The following is a 23,444-nucleotide window of genomic DNA, read 5'->3' as shown; positions in this document are numbered from 1 at the left end:
CGTGCCATCCAAAGGTTCCAAGCTGATCGCCTCGCGAATCACGTCTAAAGTTTACTGTACTATTAATCATTGTATTGTTGTAAATTTTTGCATTTGCAGAATTTAAAACAAAAATACTCTGATCACAATCCTTAAAAACGTTGCCCATTACAGTAATTCTGTCAGATATTTCGAAGAAAAAACCACTATGAGACACATTCTCTACGTAATTATTAACAAAAACACCATCGTGGTTACCAACATCCCACCAAACGCCATTTGAATGAGGATGGTTTCTTACAATGTTTTCGCGAACAATGGCTCTGTGACTCTGATTGAATATCTTCACCGATGATGGAAAATAACCTGTCCACTGCTCAATATTATTGTTCTCAAAAATATTTCTCTCTAACAACACATCATTTGATGCCACAACATAAACACCTTCGGTATTGGTATCAATTACTAAACAATTGCGCATTACAAGGCTGTCGCTTAATGCAAACATGGCTATTCTAAAACATTTAGAAAAAACACAGTTCTCAAACACTGTACCTACTGCATCTCTACCGTGCTGGTCAATTGCGAGACCTCCCCCACCAATATGCACAGTAGTATCGGCATACTGAGTAAAGGTTATTCCTCTGATAACAGGACCTCTGTTATCAGGGGTCATGCCATTTACAGGCTCTAAAACTCTGTGAAGCGCCTTTCTAAAAGCTGTAATCTCTACATTTTTCCCTTCTGGATTTAGACCTATATAAATCTGGTTGTTATCGTAATCAACATAGTAAGTTTCTTCATTTAATTCAGCAATACTACCAACTGATTGTAAAAAATCTCCATTTATGAAAACAACATCATTATTAAAACGATGCATTGGGGTAAACTCCTCATTTCTTGCTCTATGCCACCAATCTTCGGGAGCGCCAGGAAAAAGAGTATTCCATTGAATTACCCACAGACTATCATTAACCTGAGACCATGTATCGGCCACAAGCGTACCGTTTAAAACAGGTTTCTCATCTCTGTAGGCCTGTATTGTGATGCCCTGGTTAAAAAGAATATCGCCCGTGCGATAGGTTCCTCCTCGTAAAACAATAGCATCACCCGAAACAGCTTTCTTAAATGCTTCGCCAATACTTGTTGGGTTAGCTACCGTTAAACCTTCAGAGCTGCCATCACCATCGGGTGATACGTAATAAATAGTACCTGTAACTTTTGGTAAATCATAAACCATATCAATAGGCCCGTAAACTATCTCATCGCTTTTCTCAACCGGTGAGGTGCAAAAACTTAAACCAACCAACGACAAAAGCAACATGCTCATTGTAATTAGTTTAAATGTAAACTTGTTTGTCATTTGTGTAAAATTTATTAATTAAATGATTTGTTCAGCTATGTAGAACAATAATAAAATAAGAACAATTAACACCACATTAAAATGTGACTGTTAAACCACTGTCATTTTCAGCAAACCCATCTAAAGCACTGGTATTATGAACTATTCTGAAAAAACAGAGATATTTATTTGAGGAAGAGTATTTGTTAAAAGTAGTAAATACTCTTTATTATTCAAATATTTTAACAACAAATAAAAACTAGCATTAATATATAGGAATATGAGCGGTCGGCACGACCCAGCGATTATTCCAGGTTGAACGACATCCCGTCTGGACTACAACTGGCAGCTATGGGCTTTTTGTTGGTTTTTGATGTTTTTGGCAAGAACGCCTATGCTGCGATCGTACTGTTTTTAACCTTATCGGTTTAAGAGAAGAGTGGTCTTTGTGTTTCAAATGTTGAAAACCAGCTTCTTTTGGGCTTAAAACCCACCGTCAAGGCAATACGATGCCGAACCTCATGTGAATGAAGTTTTTAAAGGGAATGTAATGTTGGTTACTGCAACTTATCAAAAAGCATAGAAGGCAGATGCCCTGCGGGTGACCGAATCCTGGGCAGGGTTCTGATGACAATCAGACGACCCGTTTTGCAATGCGGACATTTGGTTATGTCAAATCCTGTCAATCTTAAAATGCGCTCTGGAGCCGTTTCGGGCTTTTGTTTAGCTGTCATCTGGTCAATGTCAGGCTTTTCATCGGGCACAAATTGCAAATCCAGATGGAGTTTTGTGGTGTGATGATAAATGCCGAACCGACGGATACGCACGTAACCATCTGGCATAACATGCAAAGAGAATCGACGCAGAAACTCTTCTCCTTTCAGGGATACCGGTTTTATTTGTGCGCGGTCGCGGTAGTCTTTAGCTACGAAAGTGACGTTTGTTGAGTCAACATTCAATATCCGCTGGTTGCTGATGGCAATGCGATGGGTGTATTGCCCCAGATACCTGATGACATGTTCGGCGCCAGCCATTGAGGGTTCGCAATAGACGACCCACTTTTTTTGATGAGCCGCTTCAATGCAGACTTTGAAGCCATCCATTGCAGATAGTTTTCGCAGTTCTCTTTTTATGCTGTCCAGAAATTTACCTTTAAAGGCAGCACTCAACTGGTGCACCGGATAGAGATAATTTTCATATTTGCCGATGTGGCGCCATTTTCCCGACAACGAGTATCCTGCTGCCGGAACAATGCAGTGCAAGTGCGGATGCAATGAAAGGTTCTGCCCCCAAGTGTGTAACACCGCAACGGCTCCGGTTTCACAACCGTAATGCGTGTACCCAAAGCTGCGCAGTATACCTCTGGTGGCGTGGAACAAAATATTGCAATAAAGTCTCCTGTCCCAAAGATAAATCTGGTTGAGCTCATGAGGCACGGTGAAAATGAGATGGTAGTGTTTGACTGCAAGTGTTGATTTAATCAGCTTTTCAATCCAGAGCGCCTGTTTGGTTCCCTGACACTTGGGGCAATGTCGGTCGCGACAGCTGTTGTAACGGTAGTGTATGACTCCGCAATCATCACACACCTGCTCATGTCCACCCAAAGCGGCCGTACGGCACTGCACAAGGTTGTGAAAGACTTTGATTTGCTTGGGCGATAACTCCCCGCTCTGCAACAAACTTCCTCCAAATTGGCAAACAACATCAGCCAGTTCATGCTTGCTTTTGTATGGCTTTTCCATAGAGTGTGTCTAAGGGGCTGTGAGGAGTGATATGCTGACACTGGGCTGTGTGAAGATAAATCATGGTTGTTGTGATGTCGGCATGACCCAAAAGCTCCTGTAAGGTTACAATGTTTAAGCCCTGCTCCAATAAATGGGTTGCATACGTGTGGCGTAAGGAGTGAAGGTTCACGTTTTTAGAGATGGTGGTTTTTTTAAGGCTTTCCCGCATAACCCAGGATAATCCTTTGACGCTGTAGCGACCATCAGCCTCTTTGCCATTGAATAGCCAAACATGCGGATTCTCGGCTCTGAGATATTTTTTGAGCCCGATGACCATTATGGCGGACAAAGGCACAATCCGATCTTTCTTGTATTTGCTCTGGCGGATGTGGATGACCATGCGCTCAAAGTCAATATCGGATATCTTAAGGTTGATGACCTCTTGCCCCCGTAATCCGGCAGAATAGATCAGCGTAAGGATAATTCGGTGCTTAAGCAGCGTAGGTGCCGAAAATAGCATCTTTAGCTCCTGGCGGTTCAGCACAACCGGCAACTTGCTCTCTTGCTTTAATGAAGGCAAAGCAATGGCCTTTTTGTTCATGCCCAGCAAACGGTAGTAATACCTTAGGCCATAAACCATGTGCTTGAAACTGCTCCGCGAAGGAGCCTTGACATCGCGTGCCAAAGCCACCAGATACTCGTTGATTTCATCTTCGGTGACGTCTTCGGGCAGTTGTTTAAAATGGATAACAAACAGCGCTATGCGCCGAATGTAATTATTCAGAGTGCTCTGACTCTGTCCACGAAGTACCACCTGATGCTCCATCTTTAAAGCCCTGGCCTTAAACTCCGGAACAAGAACGAGGGCGCGCTCTACAATCGTTAAGGTTGTTTTCTTTCTCATAACTGCATAATTTAAAAATGAGTAATGCAGTTATAACGGCTTGCATCTAAAAAGATTAATGCTATTTTTGAAAGAGGCTATCCCGGAGGGATTTAGTTCAATACTATCAAACGGTAAATGATATCTATCTAAAACTTAAACGGCAGGTATAAAAACACTGTATTTTAGATATTTAGAACTTAGATTGATAGAGAAGTAGAGAAAGAAGGTTAGATTGGTCTTATTCTCTATTTAATCATATCTATCAGACTAAATATCTTATCCCGCATTGCGGGACTTCGCTTTGCTCGGCATTTAATAGTCTAAAAATCTTCAAAGCAGATTTATTATCAAATTTAAACAGTCACTTAAGCTACATCTCAGTTGATAATTGAGCAATCTTCACGATAACCTCAACTGCTTTCTCCATACTTTGTACTGGAATAAACTCATACCTTCCATGAAAGTTGTGACCTCCTGCAAAAATATTCGGCGTAGGCAGTCCCATAAATGAGAGGCGGGCACCGTCAGTTCCTCCCCTTATGGGTCGTATTATTGGTGTTACACCAACCTCTTGCATGGCCTTCTGCGCCAAATCCACAATGTGCATAACAGGTTTAATTTTCTCTCGCATATTGTAGTATTGATCTGTAATCTCAACCCTCACTGTGCCCTCGCCAAACTCAGCATTCACTTTTTTCACCAGATGCTCCATTTCCCGTTTGCGGCGGGCAAAACCTTCGCTGCTAAAATCGCGGATTATGAACGTCAGCTCTGTCTTTTCCACATCACCATTAAATGCCATCAAATGATAAAACCCTTCATAGCCATCGGTATGTTCAGGAGTTTCGTGACGTGGTAACATACTAACCAACTGATTGGCAATCCGAATGGAATTCTTCATCTTATTACGTGCATAACCGGGATGCACATTTCGACCTTTTACGACTACTTTCGCCAGTGCAGCATTAAAATTCTCAAACTCCAACTCGCCAATCTCACCACCATCTATTGTAAATGCGAAATCGGCTCCAAACTTCTCTACATTAAAATGATCTGCTCCCTGTCCTATTTCCTCATCCGGGGTAAATGCCAGCCGAATCCTTCCGTGTTTTATTTCGGGATGGTTGATAAGATACTCCATGGCTGTAACAATTTCGGCAATGCCAGCCTTATCGTCGGCACCCAGAAGCGTGTGTCCATCGGTGGTGATGATATCTTGCCCAATGTATTGTTTCAACTCCGGAAACTCAGCCGGTTTAAGATAAATTCCTGCATCGGCATCCAGAACAATATCTCCGCCATCGTAATTCATAACAATGCGAGGCTTTACATTCCTGCCTGTCATGTCCGGACTTGTGTCAAAATGTGCAATGAAACCAATTACCGGTATTTCGCCCTCCATATTGGCCGGAAGTGTAGCCATCACATAACCATTGTCATCTATATCCACCTCAGAGAGCCCAATACGGTTCAACTCATCGGCCAGATGACGCGCCAAAACCAACTGTCCCGGCGTACTGGGAGTTAAACCGGTGGTGGTATCTGACTGGGTATCAAACGATACATATTCAAAGAAGCGATCTATTATGGTCATGATTTTTATAATTGATAAATAGTACTAACAACATTTTATAGCCAGGCAGATTATTGCTTTACATCATCCGCATTAAAAATAAAACCAAGCCGTTTACCGGTGCGCATACGCGATTTCAGAATCTCTTCGTTCATTTGTGCCATGGTGAGTACACTCATATTCTCATAAGGAGGCACAAGCAAGTCAAATTCAAGAGAATAGAGCATGGCCGTTTCAACTATTCGCTGCAGCGATTCCTTGTTAAGCTTCTGCTGCCCAAAGCCACTCACACCCATGGTGCGCTGACGTTTGCCTTCCACAAAAAAAGCACGTTCACGATTCACAAAAACCCGGGCCACCAAGTAACCTAAATCATCCTGTCGTCCATATCGAAAGGAATCATATAGAAAATTGTAAATATTGATGACACCTGAGTAGCATCTGGCAGCATTCTCTTTCACATAGGGTTGTTCCCACACTTTATGGTCGCGATCAAACATAAAAGCATTGGTATGCATGAAAAAAACCAGAACATCGCCAGCCACTTTCAATTTGGCTACAAAATTTCCAACTTCCTCATATTGAAGCTGAATCCGATCATCGGAATCGGCCAACTTACCATTAATGTGTTGCGGCAGGGAAGCCAGTACTTCACGCAATTCATTGAAAACATTGAGCGTAGTATCAAAAACACCCTGTTTAAGCGTGGCGCGTGTTTTTAGTTGTTGCAGAATTTTGTCTTCGAGTGATAACTTCATGTGGATACTGTTAAATATTGAAGTGTGGCAACAATGGGTTAACCGAACACTACGAATATACAAGAAAAGTATGAAACAAAAAGTGACTAAAAACAAAAAGGACAGCCTTGTGAGACTGCCCCTTTTCTATTTGGATATTTGCCAACTCAATCGTTGAACAAATCAATATCAGTTAGTAAGCTCTGGCAAACAGTACCCTGCGCGACGATGGCTTACCGGTAACCATACAATTCCCCTGCTCTTCAGGAGCGTCAATTGGTATACAACGTATAGTTGCTTTGGTTTCAGTTTTTATGAGCTCTTCGGTTTCGGATGTTCCATCCCAGTGACAAAGGAAAAAACCGCCCTTTTCATCGAGCAGACGCTTGAACTCTTCATAATCATTCACCACGGTGGTTTTCTCCTCACGGAACGCCTGCGCCTTTTTATAAATATTAGACTGAATATCATCTAAAAGTGCCAGGATGTTGTTCTCAAGGCCTTCAAGCTGCATTACCTCTTTTTGAAGTGTATCACGACGCGCTACCTCAACGGTGCCATTTTCCAGGTCACGAGGTCCCATTGCCAAACGAACAGGCACACCTTTTAGTTCGTACTCAGCAAACTTCCATCCCGGTTTACGCTTGTCATCGTTGTCATACTTCACCGAAATGCCAAGCGACTTAAGTTTGGCTGACAGCTTATCAACTACTTCACTAATTTTTGCCAGCTCTTCCTCTTTCTTATAAATAGGAACAATCACAACCTGAATTGGAGCCAGTTTTGGCGGCAAAACAAGGCCGTTATCATCTGAATGCGACATGATGAGCGCCCCCATAAGTCTGGTTGATACCCCCCATGATGTGGCCCACACATAATCCAGCTTGCCTTCCTGATTGGCAAATGTTACATCAAAAGCCTTGGCAAAATTCTGACCCAGGAAGTGCGAAGTTCCCGATTGCAGAGCCTTTCCATCTTGCATCAAAGCTTCGATGGTAAGGGTTTCCAGTGCACCGGCAAACCGCTCGTTGGCCGTTTTATATCCCTGAACCACCGGCATGGCCATCCAGTTTTCGGCAAAGTTGGCGTAAACCTTCAGCATGGTTTCGGTCTCCTTTATTGCCTCCTCTTTGGTTGAATGGGCTGTATGCCCCTCCTGCCAAAGAAATTCAGCAGTTCGCAAAAACAGACGGGTACGCATCTCCCAGCGCACCACATTGGCCCACTGGTTAACCAAAATTGGTAAATCCCGGTAAGATTGTATCCAGTTTTTGTATGTATTCCAAATAATGGTTTCTGAAGTGGGTCTCACAATATACTCCTCTTCCAGTTTGGCGTCGGGATCAACAATAACCCCTTTGCCATCGGGTGAGTTTTTTAACCGGTAGTGCGTCACAACAGCGCACTCTTTGGCAAAGCCCTCCACGTGAGCAGCTTCCTTGCTGAAAAATGATTTGGGTATAAACAGCGGAAAATAAGCATTCACATGACCTGTCTCTTTAAACATATCATCGAGTACACGCTGCATTTTTTCCCAAATTGCATAACCGTAAGGTTTAATAACCATACAACCCCTTACAGCCGAATTATCAGCCAAATCAGCTTTTATTACCAAATCGTTATACCATTGCGAGTAGTTCTCCTCGCGGCTTGTAAGTACTTTTGCCATAAAAGACCCTCAAATATAAAATTGTCTGTAAAAGTTTATCTGTAAGCCACAAAAATAGAAATAATCACCCGATTAATTATCACCTGACGAAATTTCTCTCAGGATTTGTCTAATTCAAAGAGAAAAACCATATTTAACCCATATTTCAGGTTTTACAAATTTTAATATTTGTTTTATTTTTATTGCAAAAAACGTTTCCAACTACAGTTTTTGGTATAGAATTTGCAACATATAAAGCAAAACCAATCAGGAGGACAGATCATGAGAGCAATTAGCCTGACAACCGCAATGGTACTGATAGTACTTCTGGGCGCCTGTAGTTCATCGCAATTAGCAGGTCCCGGCGTTTATTATGACGACATATATTACGTACCAGGCGTGAGCCGCGACAATATGCATCAGGCATTTTCACCGGTTCCGTCATTAACAAGAGAAGAACAACGGCTTGAGAACAGAGAACTTGCCGCGCAACAAAACGAATACAGAAAAAGCCAACAGGCGCGTGAGAATCAAGATTTGCGCGACTTTTCCGGTATTCAGGAACAATATTCTGCCCTTTTGAGCGATAACAACTATCAGGAGGTAGATACGTTGCTTTATTACAACGATGAGACCGGATATTGGGTAGATGGTTTCAGAGGCTCAAGCATGGATAGAAGCTATGCAGAGCGTATCGTTAGGTTCCACGGCCCAGCAGTAGGAATACCTTATCATTCACCGTTCTATAGCGAAGTGGTTTACTTTAACCATTACGATTGGAATGTGTACGTGGATGGACATTATGCTTATGCTTTTCCTACCTGGACAAATCGTTGGTACGATTACCACTACTATAACAGATGGCATAGCCCCTCAAGGTTCTATTTTGGTTGGTCATACGGATATCCTTATTGGGGATATGGTTTTGGATGGAATTACTACAGTCCATACTACGCATGGAGCCATTGGAACCATCCCTACTGGTATGGATATCACCACCATCATCACTATTATTATAACAGACCCTACTACAGCCATAGACCCGGAACAACAACACCAGTTCACAGGGGCATGCGTAACGGCCTTAGTTCAGACACTCGTGACACTCGTGCACCAAGGAGCGCGCAAGGCGACGTAAGATCATCAACCTCGGATAGGGTACCCAGAGATGGCAGAACAGCTACATCCTCTACCACACAGGCAACCAGACAGCCCAGAGATGGTCAGGTTAGCCGTACCGTAAATGGTGAAGCCACCACCGCCACAAGGGTTCCTCGTACTGGTTCTACTGGGGAAGGTGAAGTGAAATCAACTTCGGATTCACGCAATGCAGCATCCAGAAGCTATGCGCAAGATGCACCAACCAGACGAAGCTATACGCCATCGTATAGTCAGCCGGAAGACAACACCAGGCCTACCTACAACAGGGCATCGTACACAAGAGTAAGTGACAGCCCACGGCCTGCACAGTCAACCGGAACGGTTCAGAGTGTGAATACCGGAACACGACAAACTCAAAGTGTATCAACCAATCAGAGTCAGCAAAACGTGCAAAGCAGACCGGCAGCAGGTAGCGCAACACCGCAACGTGCCACCACTACCACCCCGGCAGCCACACGTCAGCAAACTCCGGTAACCTATCAGCGAGGCAGTAGCACTTCGCCCGCCAGAACGTCAGGCACAAGCACCCAGGGTACTTCTACAGCACCCACAAGGAGCAGTAGCCCGGCACCGGCCAGAAGCAGCTCTCCGTCGGTGTCAAGCCCCAGCAGGAGCAGCTCACCAGCGGTAAGCACACCCAGCTCCAGCTCAGGATCAAGCAGAAGCTCAGGTAGCTCTTCAGGAAGCTCGTCCAGCTCCGGCTCAAGTTCCGGCTCATCATCGCGCAGCAGTGGTAGCGGACGCAGATAATTAATCACAACTATAGCAATGAATTTCTCCTCAGCCTTATTGAAATTAAGGCTGAGGACTCTAAACCTGTCGGAAACCCCCATAACAAAGGGCTTGCTCTCTCCTCTGAATCCTATGTTTCCGCAGTCAATCTAAAAACTGAAACCGATGAAGAAGATAATAGCCACATTAACCCTTGCTTCGGCAGTGATGGTCGCATCAGGCCAAACAACCGAAGACGCCCTGCGCATTTCCCAGGATAAACCCTCAGGAACAGCCAGAAGCATGGCGCTTAGCGGTGCCATGGGAGCTCTGGGCGGAGATTTCACCAGCATAGGCATAAACCCGGCAGGTATTGCCGTTTACCGAAGCAGTGAATTCACCTTTACCCCATCATTACAGTACACCAAAACTGAATCAGACTATTTTGGCATCATCTCATCGGATGACAAATTCAGCCTGCCTTTTCAGCAAATCGGCTTTGTTGGGACCTACAGACCAATACATGAAGTTTCATCGGGACTTATAAGCACGCACTTTGGTATTGGATACTCGCGTAACAACAGTTTTTCGCGCCGAAGCTTTATACAAGGCAACGGCATACAATCCTCTCTGCTCGACATGTTTGTGGATCAGGCCAATGCCGGGATATGGGATGATTTTTACAATGGACTTGCAAATGAGCATTATCTTATTGATGCACATCCCGAGGAAGGATATTCGGGTCATATTCATGGTTTTGAATATGTAGGCGAAAATCCTGACAACATATTTTGGGGCCCCACCAATGGCATTAATCAGAGTCGTATTTTAACCGAAAGCGGCAGTACAGGTGATTTCAATCTCTCTTTTGGAGCAAATTTTAGTCATAAGCTATATGTAGGAGCAACATTGGGAATTGCTACTTTCAATTTCGATAAAACACTTTCGCATTACGAAGAGGTAAATGGCGGATGGCAATCCTACAGTTATAATTATTTATACTTCAGAGCTTTGGACGGATTTGAAGGACGTGACGATTTCGAGTTTCGTGAGAAAATAAAAACCACTGGAGCCGGAATCAATCTAAAAACCGGTATTATTTATAAACCTACAAATGAGTTAAGATTAGGATTAGCATTTCACTCGCCCACTTTTTACTCATTTGATGATGAGTTTACAACAATGGTTGAATCGCAGTACTTTGATATTGAGCTCGAAAACAATGAGCCAGTAGTTTACGATGGTGGAGTTGACAGAGGCAGACGTTACGGGGAATTTTCGTATAATTTCAGAACGCCTCTTAAAGCAGTTGGAAGTTTATCGTATATTTTTGGCACCAAAGGCTTAATTTCTATGGATTACGAATATACTGACTACAGCTCCATGCAATTTAAAAGCAAAAACTCAACTTTAAGCGACATACAATCCGTTAACGCCAGAAATTCAGCCATTAACAACACCTTCCGTGCAACGCACAACCTTAGATTTGGTGCTGAATACAGGCCAACAGAACTCTTTTCGCTTAGAGCAGGATATGGAGTTTTTCAAAGCCCATACAAAGAGGGGCACTTCAAAAATAAGGACAAGCATCAAACCTATTCGGCGGGATTCGGTTTCCGCATGGATAACATGTTCGTTGATTTTGGTTACATGTTAAGACAAGAGAAGGAGACCTATTCGCTCTATTATGCCTCACATCTTAACGACGAGGACCAAATGCCGGCTCAACTAAAAACCAATCGCCACCATTTTGGTGTCACTTTAGGTTGGCGCTTTTAAAATTTATTTCCAATAACAAAAACACAAATAGTTAAAAAGAAACACCCCCGTAGCGATTACGTTACCGGGGTGTTTTGTTGCTATAAACCAATGCTAATGTATCCCTATTTTAACACAACCAAAATACACCGAGCCTAAAGTTCTTGCGCGGAATGGAGCATCGCTACCTGAATTAAGTCAGTCTTTACAACGCAAATGCAAGCCTATAGCTCGTATGTTAATCGTTTCAATAAACTCTTTCAAATCCCAATAGGGAAAATACTTCCAGAGCTTTTTACCAACTATTTTTTGCTATTATACCTCAAATCGCGTCTTCCACACTCCAAACATAGGCTCTTAAGCCCTGCATTTCGGTCTTGCTGTCGAGGTGGCGTAATTTATCCATTAGTTCATTCACCTTTTCATCAGGAACGATGGTGAGAATGGTTTCGTTCATGGCTGGCCATGTGTGGGTTCCCATGTGTGGCTCACCAGTGTGGCTGCCGCGCCCCTGAACCTGGTTCCAACGCGTAAATCCCCGTATGGACATGCGATCGAGAATAAACTCTATCTTTTCGGTAAGTGCCTGGTTATATGCAATAAATACTGCTTTCATTTTTCTCTGTTTGATGGTTAATCATCCGTTTCATGATTATTCGTCCGACGGCACAAGGCCATCGAACGAACACTATTTTGCATCAATGTCTATCTTGTTTAAATCTCCTCTTCCATCATTTGCAAACGCTTCTTCTCGCGTTTCATACGTCCTGCACCAAAGAGTGTGTACACTACAGGAATCAGAACCAATGTGATCATGGTTGAGAACATCAGTCCACCAATGATGCTTATACCCATTGGCTGCCATATTTCGGAACCTTCGCCAATGCCCATTGCAAGCGGAATCATAGCCAGCGCCGTAGTGAGCGTAGTCATAAGTACAGGGCGCAAACGCGACCTTCCGGCTACAATCACAGCCTGAACAAGTGCCAGTCCGCGATCGCGCATCAGGTTGATATAATCCACAAGCACAATTCCGTTTTTCACCACAATACCCACCAGCATCACTGAGCCAATCAATGAGATAAGGTTCAAAGTATGTCCTGTGATAAAGAGCATGAGAAATACACCAGTGAATGCAAACGGCAGCGTAAGCATAATGATGAAAGGTGACCTGAACGATTCAAACTGCGACGCCATCACTATGTAAACCAATATGATAACCAATAGCAGCAGAAGAAGAATGTCAGCAAATGATTCCTGTTGCTCTTCAACCGTTCCACCGATATCCATCCCAACGCCAACAGGCACGTCCATCCTATCGAAGGCAGCCCGTACATCACGTACCACATCTGTCATCGAAGCATTAAAAAGAGAAGCAGTAACACGCACAATACGCTGGCGGTTTTCCCGCTCTATTGATGGTGGCGAGAAGAACTCCTTGAGCGTACCTACTTCGCTCAGACGGATAAACAAACCTTGATTATTGGGAATAAGAATGCCCTCCACATTATCGAGCGACTCACGGAATACCTCATCATAACGAACCACAATGTCATACTCCTCGCCATCCTCACGAAACTGAGCAGCGGTGAGACCATGCATTCTGTTTCGCAAGGCATTGGCAACAAGTCCGGTATTGAGACCGTGCAGTGCCATTTTTTCGCGGTCAAGCACCAGTTGATACTCTACGTTGGATTTATCACGGCTTATTTCCACATCCCTGAGTCCGGCCATGTTAGTCATTGTCTCAGCCATTTCATCGGCCAGACGACCAGTCACATCCAAATCAAAACCAGAGATAATCACTTCGACTGTAGCAGCACCACTACCCATTCCGCCACCACTGCCGCCTGGATCAACCCTAAAATCTTCAATCTCGGGAATAAGAGACAAATCGGCACGCATCATGTCACCTATTTCGTAGATGGAGCGATTGCGCTCTGTAGCCGATGAAAGGCGCATTGTTAAACTAATGATGTGTGAACCATTATCAGAAAATGAAGCAAAGATATTACCCTGGTCGGCAGAACCAGCACTGGTTGAAATCACTTCAACTTCAGGGTACTTCTCCAGAAATATCTGCTCAATTTTACGTGCAGTAACTTTAGTAGTCTCCAATCCTAAACCCATCTGAAGCTCTACTTTGGCTTCGATACGACCATTATCAGCCGGCGGGAAAAACTCTACCCCTACCATCGGTAAAAGAAAGATACTACCTATAAAAATACCGATGGAGACAAACAGCACCAAAAACCTGCGACGGACAGCCATGGCCAAAGTTGACTCATAGAAGTTATCCAAACCAGTAAGAAAACGGTCAATGCCATCAAAAATTACCTTGATGATTCCGGTTTTCCGGGGCGGTTGACGGCGCATCATTTGAGAAGCCAACATAGGCGTTAGTGTAAGCGCTGCTATGGTTGACACAACAACAACCAGCGTCACAATCATACCCAACTGCCGGAACATGATACCACTTAAACCCTGCACCATTGTAAGCGGGAAAAATACTGCCACCACCGTAAGCGTTGTTGCTACAACGGCCAAGCCTACCTCGTTGGTTCCATAAATTGCAGCCTCACGGGGCGATGCACCCTTTTCAATATGTGATGTGATGTTTTCAAGTACCACGATGGCATCATCCACCACCATACCAATAGCTATCGAAAGGGATGATAAGGATATAATATTCAAAGTATTACCCGTAACATACAGATAAATAAATGAAACAATGAGCGAAACCGGAATTGTCAGGATGATGATGAAGGTGGCACGCCACCTCCCAAGAAAAAACAGCACCACCAGCACCACAAAAATTCCCGCGTAGAGAATGGTCATGGCAAGGCTGTTTATGGAGTTCTGGATGAATTCGGATGTATCAAAAATCATCTCTATCTGCACATCAGAAGGGAGGCTGCGCTTCAATTGTGGCAGCACTTTATTTACCTCCTCAGCAATCTTCACTGAGTTTCCACCCGACTGCTTCTGTATAATGATGCGAGCACCTGTGCGACCATTGGTGCGCTCGTCCATTGTGATTTTGGCAATGGTATCCTTTACCGTGGCCACATCAGAAAGCCGCACTGTGCGACCATTGAATGAACCAACAATCAAACGGCCAAGCTCATCGCTACTTTTATATTCACCCTCCACACGGATGGGGTAAGTGTGGCTGCCAATATCGAGCACACCGCCCGGAAGGTTCAAATTTTCCTGTCGGATGAAGTTTCCAAGCTGCTCCACCGAGATATTATAGGCATCCAGTTTAAAAGGATCCACGTTAACCTGTATCTCCCGTTTGGGGCCTCCCGATAATGAGACAGCACCTACACCTTCGATACGGTTGAGCGGATTTACAATGGCCTCGTCCAAAATTTTGGTAAGCGCAGGATAACTCTCTTCAGCAGTTGCCGACAGCATCATAATGGGTATCATACTGGTGCTGAACTTGAAGAGAATTGGCTTATCTACGCCATCAGGAAGAAATGCTTCGATACGCCCCAACACATCGCGAATGTCGTTGGTGGCCTCGTCGAGATTGGAGCCCCACTCAAATTCAAGCGTGAGCAACGATACATTGTCGCGCGATACAGAGGAGAGTTTCTTTAAATTGTTAACTGTGTTCAGGTTATCCTCAAGAGGCCGGGTCACGTTAGTCTCGATGTCGGCCGCACTGGCACCCTGGTAGAACGTGAAAACAGTAACCATTGGCGGATCAATCTCAGGATAAAGATCGATGGGCAGATAGCGCAGCGAAAACAACCCGAATATCACCACGCCCACAAATATCAATATGGTCGTAATGGGCTTTTTAACAGCCGTTTCATATATTCTCATTTTACTTTAGCTTTTTTGCAGATAAACAAAATACTTTTCAACAACTATTTGCTAGTCGTTTACCACATTCACGGCCGACCCATCAAGCAAACGGTTATGTCCGGTTACCACAACAGCTTCGCCGGGCTCTATGCCACTGATTATTTCAAGCTGGCTGTCCACGAGCCTTCCCAGAATCACAGTTCGGCGCTCCACACGGCCATCTTTCTCTACAAAAACAAAACGTTCGTTGGTTCCCGGCTGCCTTAGCACAGCCATATCACTCACAACCACACGATTTGCTTCACCAAAACCAAGCACCACACGTCCAAACATACCTGGACGAATCAACAGATTCTGATTTGGAAATTGCAACTCCACAGTAAATGTGCGGGTAGTGGGGTCGATGGTGGGATATTTGAGAAAAACCGAACCATTAAAATGCTGCCCGGGATATACATCCAATGACAGAACCACATTCATATCCTTATCTACCTTCGGGAAAAACTGCTCGGGCACACTCACGGTGACTTTCACCGGATTGATTGTTTCAACAGTGAAAAGAGCAGCACGACCATCAACCACAGGCGACATGCTGAACATCTCGCCATTCTCGTAGAAACGGCCGGAAATTACGCCGTTTATTGGAGAACGCAGTTGGGTATTTTCAGTCAGATTACGATAAGATGTACGTGCCACTTCAAGTTGCGTCGCCATCTGATCGAGCTGCTGCTGCGAAATACTACCCACTTTAAAAAGTGTATCGAGCCGGGCAAACTCCATCTCAAGATTATCAAGCTGAATCTTTGCCTGGCGATAGTTTGATATATCCATCTGGACGAGCAGATCACCTTTTCGTACAAAGTCACCTACTTCCTTAAAAATTCTCTCCACACGCATGGGTGCCGCCGGACTGATATATGCTTTCTCAAACGGCTCTATGTTTCCGGTTAGGGTAACCTGTTGCTCAACCATTTGTGCAATAGCAATAGTCGTTTTAACAAGTGGCAATTGTTCCTCTGTTTCATCACTTGCTGTTTTTTTACCACCACATGATGATAAAAGTATTAGTACCGAAACCAACTGCAACATGCCTGCAGCTCTATAAATTTGCTTTCTCATATTTGTGAATGAATTGTTATCGTTCTGAATTGTATATTCCTTAAATATTAATTCTTAAAAGTTACTCCACCTGTCCTTGAATCATAATAAAATCCGCTTCGGCAGAGAGTAAATCAAACAGAGCCTGATTAAGAGTTAGTTTGGCCTGCGTCAGTGCTATCTCCGCATCATTGAGTTCGAGCAAAGTACCAGAACCTGTTTGATACCGTGTTCGTGCAATGGAAAAGCCCCTTTCGGCCTGTTTAACGCCCATTTGTCCCGACTCAATTTGCTCCTGGGCACGTTGCATATTGGTATATGCATTACGCACCTGAAGCGTAAGGTTTCTATCAAGATATTCGCGTTGCATAGCCATCTGCTCCATTCCAATTTTCACTTGTTTTTCCTGATGGCTCACTGAGAACCCTCTGAAAATAGGAATCTGAAGTGTTAAGCCCCCAATAAAGGGCTTTGCCCATTGGTAATTACCAAAATCAAAATCATTTGATTGAGCAGTAAATTGGTATTGAGCAAAAGCAGCCAATGTAGGATACCTTTGTGAACGCACCAGTTGAAACTGTGTTTGCATGCGCTCCATCTGTAAATCAAGCTTACGTAAGTCACTGTTGGCCGAGATGTCAAAATTTGCGTCTCCAGCCGAAGCAGTTCTCATCTTCTGATAATCGTCCAGCGAGTCGGTCACCTCTATGTTTATATCCTGGTGAACGCCCAGAAGCACACGCAACATCATCTCAGACATGCTCACGCCGTTTTGTGCCTGTATCAATGATGGCATAAGGTTACGCACCTGTACCTCGCTACGTATAACGTCATACTCGGCTACCAATCCTTGCGAAAAGAGGTTACGCACATTGGTCAGATTCTCATTGGCATTGTCAATACTTTTTCGGATGACTTTATAAGAATCGTTGGCCAATAAAACTGTATAATAAGCCTTTCTCACTTCGGCTGCCATATTGATTTTTGATGCCCTTGCCGATTCAAGTGCAATCTCCACATCGTGATCAGAAATGCGGATACTTTGCAACAAGGAATATGAGAATAAAGGCAGAGATGCAGAAACGGCGCCTGTGAAGCTGTTGTCATATCCCATTTCGATTGGGCCGCCTGAACCCGGACCAAAAATGCCCTCCGGCATAAAAATTACGGGTTTGTTGAAGTTCCTGTTGTAACTGCCTTCTCCGTTTACCGACGGCAGCAGTCCGCTACGCGCCTCCTTACGTGAATAATCTACACGCTTTATCTCTTTCTCAGCGATGCGAATCATTGGGTTATCCGACATCGCAATCTCAATGGCTTTTTGCAGATTCAACTCCAAAACGTTGGATTCACTCTCCTGCGCAAAAACCGTTGTTCCCGAAAAAACAAGTGCCGATAGACCAAATACCAGTCGGCGCAATTTCAGTTGTAGGCTCATACTCATTAATATTCTTAAATTATTGTTGTGGTTTTCTGTGTTATTTTAATTCGTTTCTGTTCAGGAGCAGCTCATCCAGTTTGCGGATTCCTTCAAGCGTACTGATACCGCGGATGAAGTTTAGAAAAAGTGTCTCAAACAATTCAACGGCAGGATACTCATCAGGCGGAAAAACATTGCGATTATTCATCGCATTCATCTGCTCAATGAAAATTTTAGCTACCAGCCGCACATTCAAATCTGCTCTGAACATTCCCTCATCAATACCTCGTGTAATCAGAAGCTCAAAATTCAACATCGATTCCCGTCGGCGTCTTACAATGGTCTCTTCGCATAACACGGGATAGTGTAACTCCAAATCGTCCAAAAACAAAGGACTTACCTGTTTGATAGATGTAACGCCAACCTGCAATACACCTACAATAACCTCAATCACATTCCCTGCATCTTTTTGAATGGCATTAAACTCTTCGTCATGTTTTCGGGTAAGATACTCCAACGTAGCCTTCACCAACTCTGTCTTATCCTGAAACATCTCATAGATTGTGCGTTTGGATATGGCCAGCTTTTTTGCGATATAATCCATAGTGACCCGACGAATGCCTTCAGTCAGAAACAACTTGCCGGCACCTTCAATTATTCTATCCCTTACTTCCATGGTAATCGATTTTAGGTTAGCAAATGTATGGAGAAAACCAAATAAACCAAAATAGTTTTCTGGTTTTAACCTATATTAACTCACACTCCACTTAACCCTGATTATTAATACGTTAAGCATATATTCAAAAAGAGTAAACCCAGAAACTGAACTGTAAGTCAATACCAAAAATGACTAAAAGTCAATTATCACAATATTTTTAATTAATTAACAACCAAGCGGATGCCTTTGAAATCAACCTATCCCAATTGCTTTTCGGCAGGCTGTAACTTAATTGTGAAGAAGCCACTATTTTAGTACTATCTTTGTGATGGATATTAAGAAGTAAACTCAATGAGAAGAAAAATTCTCTTCATTATAAACCCGGTATCGGGCATTGGTCGTTATAAGTCGCTCGAAGAAATTATCCATTCAGAGATGGATAAAAAAAACTGGGAAGTTAATGTGGCATACACCAACCACAAAGGGCATGCCATTGAGATAAGTCAAAACAATGCCGGAATTTTTGATGTAATTGTGGCTGTAGGCGGCGATGGCACCGTAAACGAGGTAGGCCGTGGACTAATTGGCAGCAGCACAGCATTGGGCATCATTCCGACCGGCTCCGGCAATGGATTGGCCAGATTTCTGAAAATCCCTTTTAAAGTAAACAAGGCCGTTCAGGCACTTAACCAGCTGCAAATTAAGGCCATCGATGTGATAAAAATCAATGAATTTCATTCATTAAATGTGGCCGGAATAGGATTTGATGCATTCATAAGCCATAAGTTTGCCAACCGCAAAAACCGGGGTCCACTGGCCTATATGCAACTCATAACCAAAGAGTTTGCCAATTACAAATCATCAAAATACCGGGTAACCATTGGTGAACAAACCCAAACTTGGGATGCATTTCTCATCAGCTTTGCCAACTCTTCGCAATGGGGCAATAACATCCATATTGCACCCCAGGCTCGTATCGACGATGGATTGATTGATGTTTGTCTGATTCGGGACTTCCCGAAAGTAACCGCTCCTGCTTTGCTTATCAGTTTACTGGATCAAAGTATCGATAAAAACAAGTATGATGTAATTGTAAAGGCTCCAAGCGTTACAGTAGAACATGAAACCAACCTTTTGGGTCATGTAGATGGTGAACCTGTAAATCTTGGCACGCGTGTAGATGTAGAAATTATGCCGCTGGCACTCAAAGTGGCAGCACCTCCTGCCCATCTTAAACAGGCACAAAATATGTTTTCGCCGCTCATTGAAATGCTGCCGGCCATCACACGAAATTAATATCCCACAGGCATTTTAACTGAACAAAAAAATCCGCCCTTAATTTTCAAAGAGCGGATTTCTTATGTTTTATATAACCGGAGGCAATCTATATTATCATCCCTGCTGCTACGGTTTCGTTGGTTCCCTCGTCAACCAGAATCACACTTCCGGTAATTCGATTCACATTATACGCATCAAAAAAGAGCGGTTTGGTTGTTCTAACAGAGATACGCGCGATGTCATTCATCCCTACTTCGATGCTCTCATGGTTCTTCTCCAGATTGTTGATGTCCACCTTGTACTGTACATCTTTAATCATACAGCGCACCTCTGTAGTGGTGTGTTTTAGGACATACTTGCCTCCCGGCACAAGATTCCTCTCATTGAACCAGCATATCATCATTTCAATGTTTTGATCAATACGCGGCTGCTTCCCGTTTGATTCTTTAATAATCATATCACCCCTACTGATATCAATGTCATCATCGAGCGTAATGGTAACAGATTGTGGGGCAAAAGCCATATCAAGTGATTCGTTGAATAAGTCGATACTTTTCACCACTGATGAAAACCCTGACGGTAAAACAGTTACCTTATCGCCCACATTTACAACGCCGCTGGCCACGCGACCGCCATAACCCCGATAATCGGGCCAGTCTTTGGATTGGGGACGAATCACATATTGTACAGGAAAACGGAAATCATCACGGTTTATATCACTTCCTATATGAATATTCTCAAGAAGATACATTAAAGTAGGTCCTTGATACCAATCCATTTTTGTGCTTCTATCCACCACATTATCGCCTTCGAGTGCGCTAATGGGGACAAAACGCACATCTTTAACTGACAATTTGGAGGCGATGGCTTCAAAATCACTGACAATTCTTTCAAACACGTCCTGATTGTATTCAACCAAGTCCATCTTATTCACACATATAATAAGGTGTGGAATTTGCAGCAACGATGCAATATAGGCATGTCTGCGCGTCTGCTCCAGAACTCCCTGGCGGGCATCCACTAAAATAATGGCTACGTTGGCAGTACTGGCACCCGTTACCATGTTGCGAGTGTACTGAATATGCCCCGGCGTATCCGCAATGATAAACTTACGTTTTGGTGTCGCAAAATAACGGTATGCCACATCGATGGTAATACCCTGTTCACGTTCGGCTCTTAGACCATCGGTTAGCAAGGCCAGATTTACCTGTTCGCCACCGGCTTTGATACTTGCCCGTTCAATGGCCTCCATCTGATCTTCAAAGATGGCCTTGGAGTCGTAAAGCAACCGGCCAATCAATGTACTTTTTCCGTCATCGACGCTTCCTGCGGTCGTGAACCGCAGCAGTTCCATATCTAAATAACCTGAATTTTTTCCGCTCATGATAATGGATTCAAACGAGAATTAAAAATAACCTTCTTTTTTGCGGTCTTCCATTGCCGCATCTGAACGCTTGTCGTCGGCTCTTCCGCCGCGCTCAGTCACACGCGATGCCGCAACCTCCTGAATAATATCTTCTAAAGAGTTGGCCGCAGATAGTGTGAGTCCAGTACAGGAGATATCCCCAATGGTACGACATCTTACCTGCATAATTTTTGGCTTTTCAGTATCGCGCAACTTCATAAACGGTGCAGTGGCCATAAGCACTCCGTCCCGCTCAAATACTTCGCGTTCGTGTGTATAATATAGTGAAGGTAATTCTATTTGTTCCATATAGATGTATTGCCAAACATCCATTTCGGTCCAGTTACTTATGGGGAAAACACGGAAATGTTCACCCATATTCTTGCGTCCATTAAAAAGATTCCAAAGTTCCGGACGTTGGTTTTTAGGATCCCACTGGCCAAACTCATCACGGTGCGAGAAGAACCGTTCTTTGGCTCTTGCCTTCTCCTCATCGCGTCGGCCGCCACCCATGGCTGCATCAAACTTCAACTCCTCCAAAGCATCCAGAAGCGTAATCGTTTGTAATTTATTGCGGCTGGCATTGTAACCAGTCTCTTCCTTTGCCCTGCCTTTATCGATGGAATCCTGAACCAATCGCACAATACAGGTAGCTCCGGTTTTTTCCATTAATTGGTCGCGATAGATGAGTGTTTCCTCAAAATTATGTCCGGTATCGATGTGTAACAACGGGAAAGGAACTCTGGCGGGCCAAAAAGCCTTACGAGCCAGATGAAACATCACAATGGAGTCTTTACCTCCCGAAAAGAGCATAACCGGATTTTCAAACTGAGCTGCCACTTCGCGTATCACAAAGATTGATTCAGCCTCCAGCTCCTTCAAATGGTTGATTTGATAATTATCCATGAATATCTGTTTACAAATGAATGTGCCGGCATGCCGGCTTCAGGATTATTCAATACTTCCTTTTAAAACGTATCGCGTTTTTTGGGAAAGCCAAATTTAACGCTTTAAAGGGACATATTGAAATATTGTCCATACAACAACAAAAAGACCTTCCACAAAGAAAGGTCTTTTTATATTATTATCCATCTATTGCGCTAAAAATAAAGGTTTTTTATTCCCATCGCGGGCGTATGAAATCCTTTAAAAGCAGCTAAGAAATCAATCCATCATTAATAAAGATCTTCCACTTCGCCTGCATCGAAACTCTTGTTGTACTGTTTCATGGCAGCAAGGCTCATTCCCATACTTGAGAACCCTCCGTCGTGGAAAAGGTTTTGCATGGTCACCTTTTTGGTAAGATCAGAGAACAGAGTGATGCAATAGCTTGCGCAATCACTGGCATCAGCATTACCTAGTGGCGACATCCGATCAGAGAAATCGATAAGTCCGTCGATACCTTTTACCCCACTACCAGCGGTAGTAACGGTAGGTGACTGGCTAATGGTATTGATGCGTACTTTCTTTTCGCGACCGTAGATGTAACCAAAGCTTCGTGCGATGGATTCAAGTAAAGCTTTGGCATCGGCCATATCGTTGTAACCGTAAAGGGTACGTTGAGCTGCCACGTATGACAAAGCCACAATTGAACCCCACTCAGACATTGCATCCAGTTTATAGGCCGTTTGAATTACCTTGTGAAAGGAAATTGCAGATATGTCCAGAGTTTTTGCCAGATAATTGTAGTCGAGATCGTTGTAGAGTCTATGCTTCCGTACGTTAAGAGACATACCGATAGAGTGCAGGATGAAATCAATCTTACCCCCCATCACCTCCATGGAAGTTTTAATCACATTCTCAAGATCTTCAATACTGGTGGCATCAGCCGGTATAACTTCAGCACCGGTCTTCTGTGCCAGTTCCATAACGCTACCCATTCTACATGCCACATGGGTATTTGACAGAGTAAATACGGCACCCTCAGCGTGCGCCATCTCAGCTACCTTCCAGGCAATTGACATGTCGTTTAGGGCACCGAAAATAATCCCTCTTTTACCTTTTAATAGATTATATCCCATATTAAGTTTTGATTTTTGAGGGTACAAATATACGGCTTAATTATCCAGAAATGAAAATTAAATACTTTTTCGTCTTAATTAAAACAATTTAAGAAAACACGGGATAATTCAATCGAAAATTCGAATGAATCATAACGATTACTGCCTTTGCGTGTTGGTAGAGAAAAGCCGGAGCTCGTGAAAATGTAACACGACATACAACCGCATGTAAAACAATCACATGGTA

At 43.6% G+C, this 23,444-nt stretch carries 17 protein-coding genes; 3 read left to right on the top strand and 14 right to left on the bottom strand.

Features of this window, described 5'->3' with window-relative positions:
* From ALKIM_RS18740 to proS, 6 genes are all read right to left on the bottom strand, one after another.
* Positions 1-1,309 (bottom strand): right-handed parallel beta-helix repeat-containing protein (locus ALKIM_RS18740; protein WP_162148826.1); only part of this gene is annotated, 1,309 nt, incomplete at its 3' end.
* A 569-nt stretch (positions 1,310-1,878) separates the two neighbouring features.
* Positions 1,879-3,063, bottom strand: coding sequence for an IS91 family transposase (locus ALKIM_RS18735; protein WP_044117669.1), 1,185 nt, complete (start codon positions 3,061-3,063; stop codon positions 1,879-1,881).
* Positions 3,035-3,949 (bottom strand): tyrosine-type recombinase/integrase, encoded by a 915-nt coding sequence (locus ALKIM_RS0114710; RefSeq protein ID WP_026473068.1) that lies wholly within the window; start codon positions 3,947-3,949, stop codon positions 3,035-3,037. Before ALKIM_RS0114710 ends, ALKIM_RS18735 begins: the two co-directional genes overlap by 29 nt.
* Before the next feature lie 352 nt (positions 3,950-4,301).
* Positions 4,302-5,525, bottom strand: coding sequence for a peptidase T (gene pepT, locus ALKIM_RS0114705; protein WP_026475315.1), 1,224 nt, complete (start codon positions 5,523-5,525; stop codon positions 4,302-4,304).
* Positions 5,526-5,575: 50 nt separating this feature from the next.
* The gene (locus ALKIM_RS0114700) at positions 5,576-6,262 is read right to left on the bottom strand and encodes a hypothetical protein (protein WP_026475314.1); all 687 of its coding nucleotides are present in this window, start codon (positions 6,260-6,262) and stop codon (positions 5,576-5,578) included.
* A 172-nt stretch (positions 6,263-6,434) separates the two neighbouring features.
* Positions 6,435-7,910 carry a proline--tRNA ligase gene (gene proS, locus ALKIM_RS0114690; RefSeq protein WP_026475313.1) on the bottom strand — a complete coding sequence of 492 codons (1,476 nt, stop codon included), beginning with the start codon at positions 7,908-7,910 and terminating at the stop codon, positions 6,435-6,437.
* A 261-nt stretch (positions 7,911-8,171) separates the two neighbouring features.
* On the opposite strand from proS, the gene ALKIM_RS19670 reads away from it, so the two are divergent.
* Positions 8,172-9,800, top strand: a complete 1,629-nt coding sequence (locus ALKIM_RS19670) for a hypothetical protein (RefSeq protein WP_084555905.1) — start codon at positions 8,172-8,174, stop codon at positions 9,798-9,800.
* A gap of 147 nt (positions 9,801-9,947) precedes the next feature.
* Complete coding sequence (locus ALKIM_RS0114675) at positions 9,948-11,540, top strand: OmpP1/FadL family transporter (protein WP_026475310.1); 1,593 nt, start codon at positions 9,948-9,950, stop codon at positions 11,538-11,540.
* A 301-nt stretch (positions 11,541-11,841) separates the two neighbouring features.
* Here the strand turns inward: ALKIM_RS0114675 and ALKIM_RS0114670 are convergent, their stop codons facing one another.
* The 5 genes from ALKIM_RS0114670 to ALKIM_RS0114650 all read right to left on the bottom strand — a co-directional run bounded on the left by ALKIM_RS0114670 (position 11,842) and on the right by ALKIM_RS0114650 (position 18,532).
* On the bottom strand, positions 11,842-12,135 hold the full coding sequence (locus ALKIM_RS0114670; RefSeq protein ID WP_026475309.1) for a PG0541 family transporter-associated protein: 294 nt from the start codon (positions 12,133-12,135) through the stop codon (positions 11,842-11,844).
* Positions 12,136-12,233: 98 nt separating this feature from the next.
* On the bottom strand, positions 12,234-15,356 hold the full coding sequence (locus tag ALKIM_RS0114665) for an efflux RND transporter permease subunit (protein ID WP_026475308.1): 3,123 nt from the start codon (positions 15,354-15,356) through the stop codon (positions 12,234-12,236).
* Between the two features lie 51 nt (positions 15,357-15,407).
* Positions 15,408-16,457: an efflux RND transporter periplasmic adaptor subunit gene (locus tag ALKIM_RS0114660; RefSeq protein ID WP_044117993.1), complete on the bottom strand. Its 1,050-nt coding sequence runs from the start codon at positions 16,455-16,457 to the stop codon at positions 15,408-15,410.
* A 61-nt stretch (positions 16,458-16,518) separates the two neighbouring features.
* Positions 16,519-17,874, bottom strand: a complete 1,356-nt coding sequence (locus ALKIM_RS0114655) for a TolC family protein (protein ID WP_235714428.1) — start codon at positions 17,872-17,874, stop codon at positions 16,519-16,521.
* A 40-nt stretch (positions 17,875-17,914) separates the two neighbouring features.
* A complete protein-coding gene (locus ALKIM_RS0114650) occupies positions 17,915-18,532 on the bottom strand; it encodes a TetR/AcrR family transcriptional regulator (protein WP_026475305.1) in 618 nt (205 codons plus the stop codon).
* Between the two features lie 333 nt (positions 18,533-18,865).
* Here ALKIM_RS0114650 and ALKIM_RS0114645 point away from each other — a divergent pair, with 333 nt between their 5' ends.
* On the top strand, positions 18,866-19,810 hold the full coding sequence (locus ALKIM_RS0114645; protein WP_026475304.1) for a diacylglycerol/lipid kinase family protein: 945 nt from the start codon (positions 18,866-18,868) through the stop codon (positions 19,808-19,810).
* A gap of 88 nt (positions 19,811-19,898) precedes the next feature.
* Here ALKIM_RS0114645 and cysN read toward each other — a convergent pair whose 3' ends face one another.
* From cysN to ALKIM_RS0114625, 3 genes are all read right to left on the bottom strand, one after another.
* A complete protein-coding gene (gene cysN / locus ALKIM_RS0114640) occupies positions 19,899-21,176 on the bottom strand; it encodes a sulfate adenylyltransferase subunit CysN (protein WP_026475303.1) in 1,278 nt (425 codons plus the stop codon).
* A gap of 21 nt (positions 21,177-21,197) precedes the next feature.
* Positions 21,198-22,103, bottom strand: coding sequence for a sulfate adenylyltransferase subunit CysD (gene cysD, locus ALKIM_RS0114635; RefSeq protein WP_026475302.1), 906 nt, complete (start codon positions 22,101-22,103; stop codon positions 21,198-21,200).
* A gap of 269 nt (positions 22,104-22,372) precedes the next feature.
* Complete coding sequence (locus tag ALKIM_RS0114625; protein ID WP_026475300.1) at positions 22,373-23,218, bottom strand: enoyl-ACP reductase FabI; 846 nt, start codon at positions 23,216-23,218, stop codon at positions 22,373-22,375.
* Positions 23,219-23,444 lie beyond the last annotated feature (226 nt).

It is taken from the genome of Alkaliflexus imshenetskii DSM 15055 (assembly GCF_000517065.1).
Taxonomy (GTDB): Bacteria; Bacteroidota; Bacteroidia; order Bacteroidales; family Marinilabiliaceae; genus Alkaliflexus; species Alkaliflexus imshenetskii.
Note: the sequence above shows the minus strand (reverse complement) of the source record. Positions and strands in the feature narration are given on the sequence as shown.

Bases quoted from the DNA above. Each gene is read 5' to 3' on its own strand.
- ALKIM_RS0114625 (WP_026475300.1), bottom strand. From the start codon at position 23,218: ATGGGATATAATCTATTAAAAGGTAAAAGAGGGATTATTTTCGGTGCC.
- cysN (WP_026475303.1), bottom strand. From the start codon at position 21,176: ATGAGCGGAAAAAATTCAGGTTATTTAGATATGGAACTGCTGCGGTTC.
- ALKIM_RS0114660 (WP_044117993.1), bottom strand. From the start codon at position 16,457: ATGAGAAAGCAAATTTATAGAGCTGCAGGCATGTTGCAGTTGGTTTCG.
- ALKIM_RS18735 (WP_044117669.1), bottom strand. From the start codon at position 3,063: ATGGAAAAGCCATACAAAAGCAAGCATGAACTGGCTGATGTTGTTTGC.
- ALKIM_RS0114710 (WP_026473068.1), bottom strand. From the start codon at position 3,949: ATGAGAAAGAAAACAACCTTAACGATTGTAGAGCGCGCCCTCGTTCTT.
- ALKIM_RS0114665 (WP_026475308.1), bottom strand. From the start codon at position 15,356: ATGAGAATATATGAAACGGCTGTTAAAAAGCCCATTACGACCATATTG.
- proS (WP_026475313.1), bottom strand. From the start codon at position 7,910: ATGGCAAAAGTACTTACAAGCCGCGAGGAGAACTACTCGCAATGGTAT.
- ALKIM_RS0114650 (WP_026475305.1), bottom strand. From the start codon at position 18,532: ATGGAAGTAAGGGATAGAATAATTGAAGGTGCCGGCAAGTTGTTTCTG.
- ALKIM_RS0114645 (WP_026475304.1), top strand. From the start codon at position 18,866: ATGAGAAGAAAAATTCTCTTCATTATAAACCCGGTATCGGGCATTGGT.
- pepT (WP_026475315.1), bottom strand. From the start codon at position 5,525: ATGACCATAATAGATCGCTTCTTTGAATATGTATCGTTTGATACCCAG.
- ALKIM_RS0114700 (WP_026475314.1), bottom strand. From the start codon at position 6,262: ATGAAGTTATCACTCGAAGACAAAATTCTGCAACAACTAAAAACACGC.
- ALKIM_RS0114670 (WP_026475309.1), bottom strand. From the start codon at position 12,135: ATGAAAGCAGTATTTATTGCATATAACCAGGCACTTACCGAAAAGATA.
- ALKIM_RS0114675 (WP_026475310.1), top strand. From the start codon at position 9,948: ATGAAGAAGATAATAGCCACATTAACCCTTGCTTCGGCAGTGATGGTC.
- ALKIM_RS19670 (WP_084555905.1), top strand. From the start codon at position 8,172: ATGAGAGCAATTAGCCTGACAACCGCAATGGTACTGATAGTACTTCTG.
- cysD (WP_026475302.1), bottom strand. From the start codon at position 22,103: ATGGATAATTATCAAATCAACCATTTGAAGGAGCTGGAGGCTGAATCA.
- ALKIM_RS0114655 (WP_235714428.1), bottom strand. From the start codon at position 17,874: ATGAGCCTACAACTGAAATTGCGCCGACTGGTATTTGGTCTATCGGCA.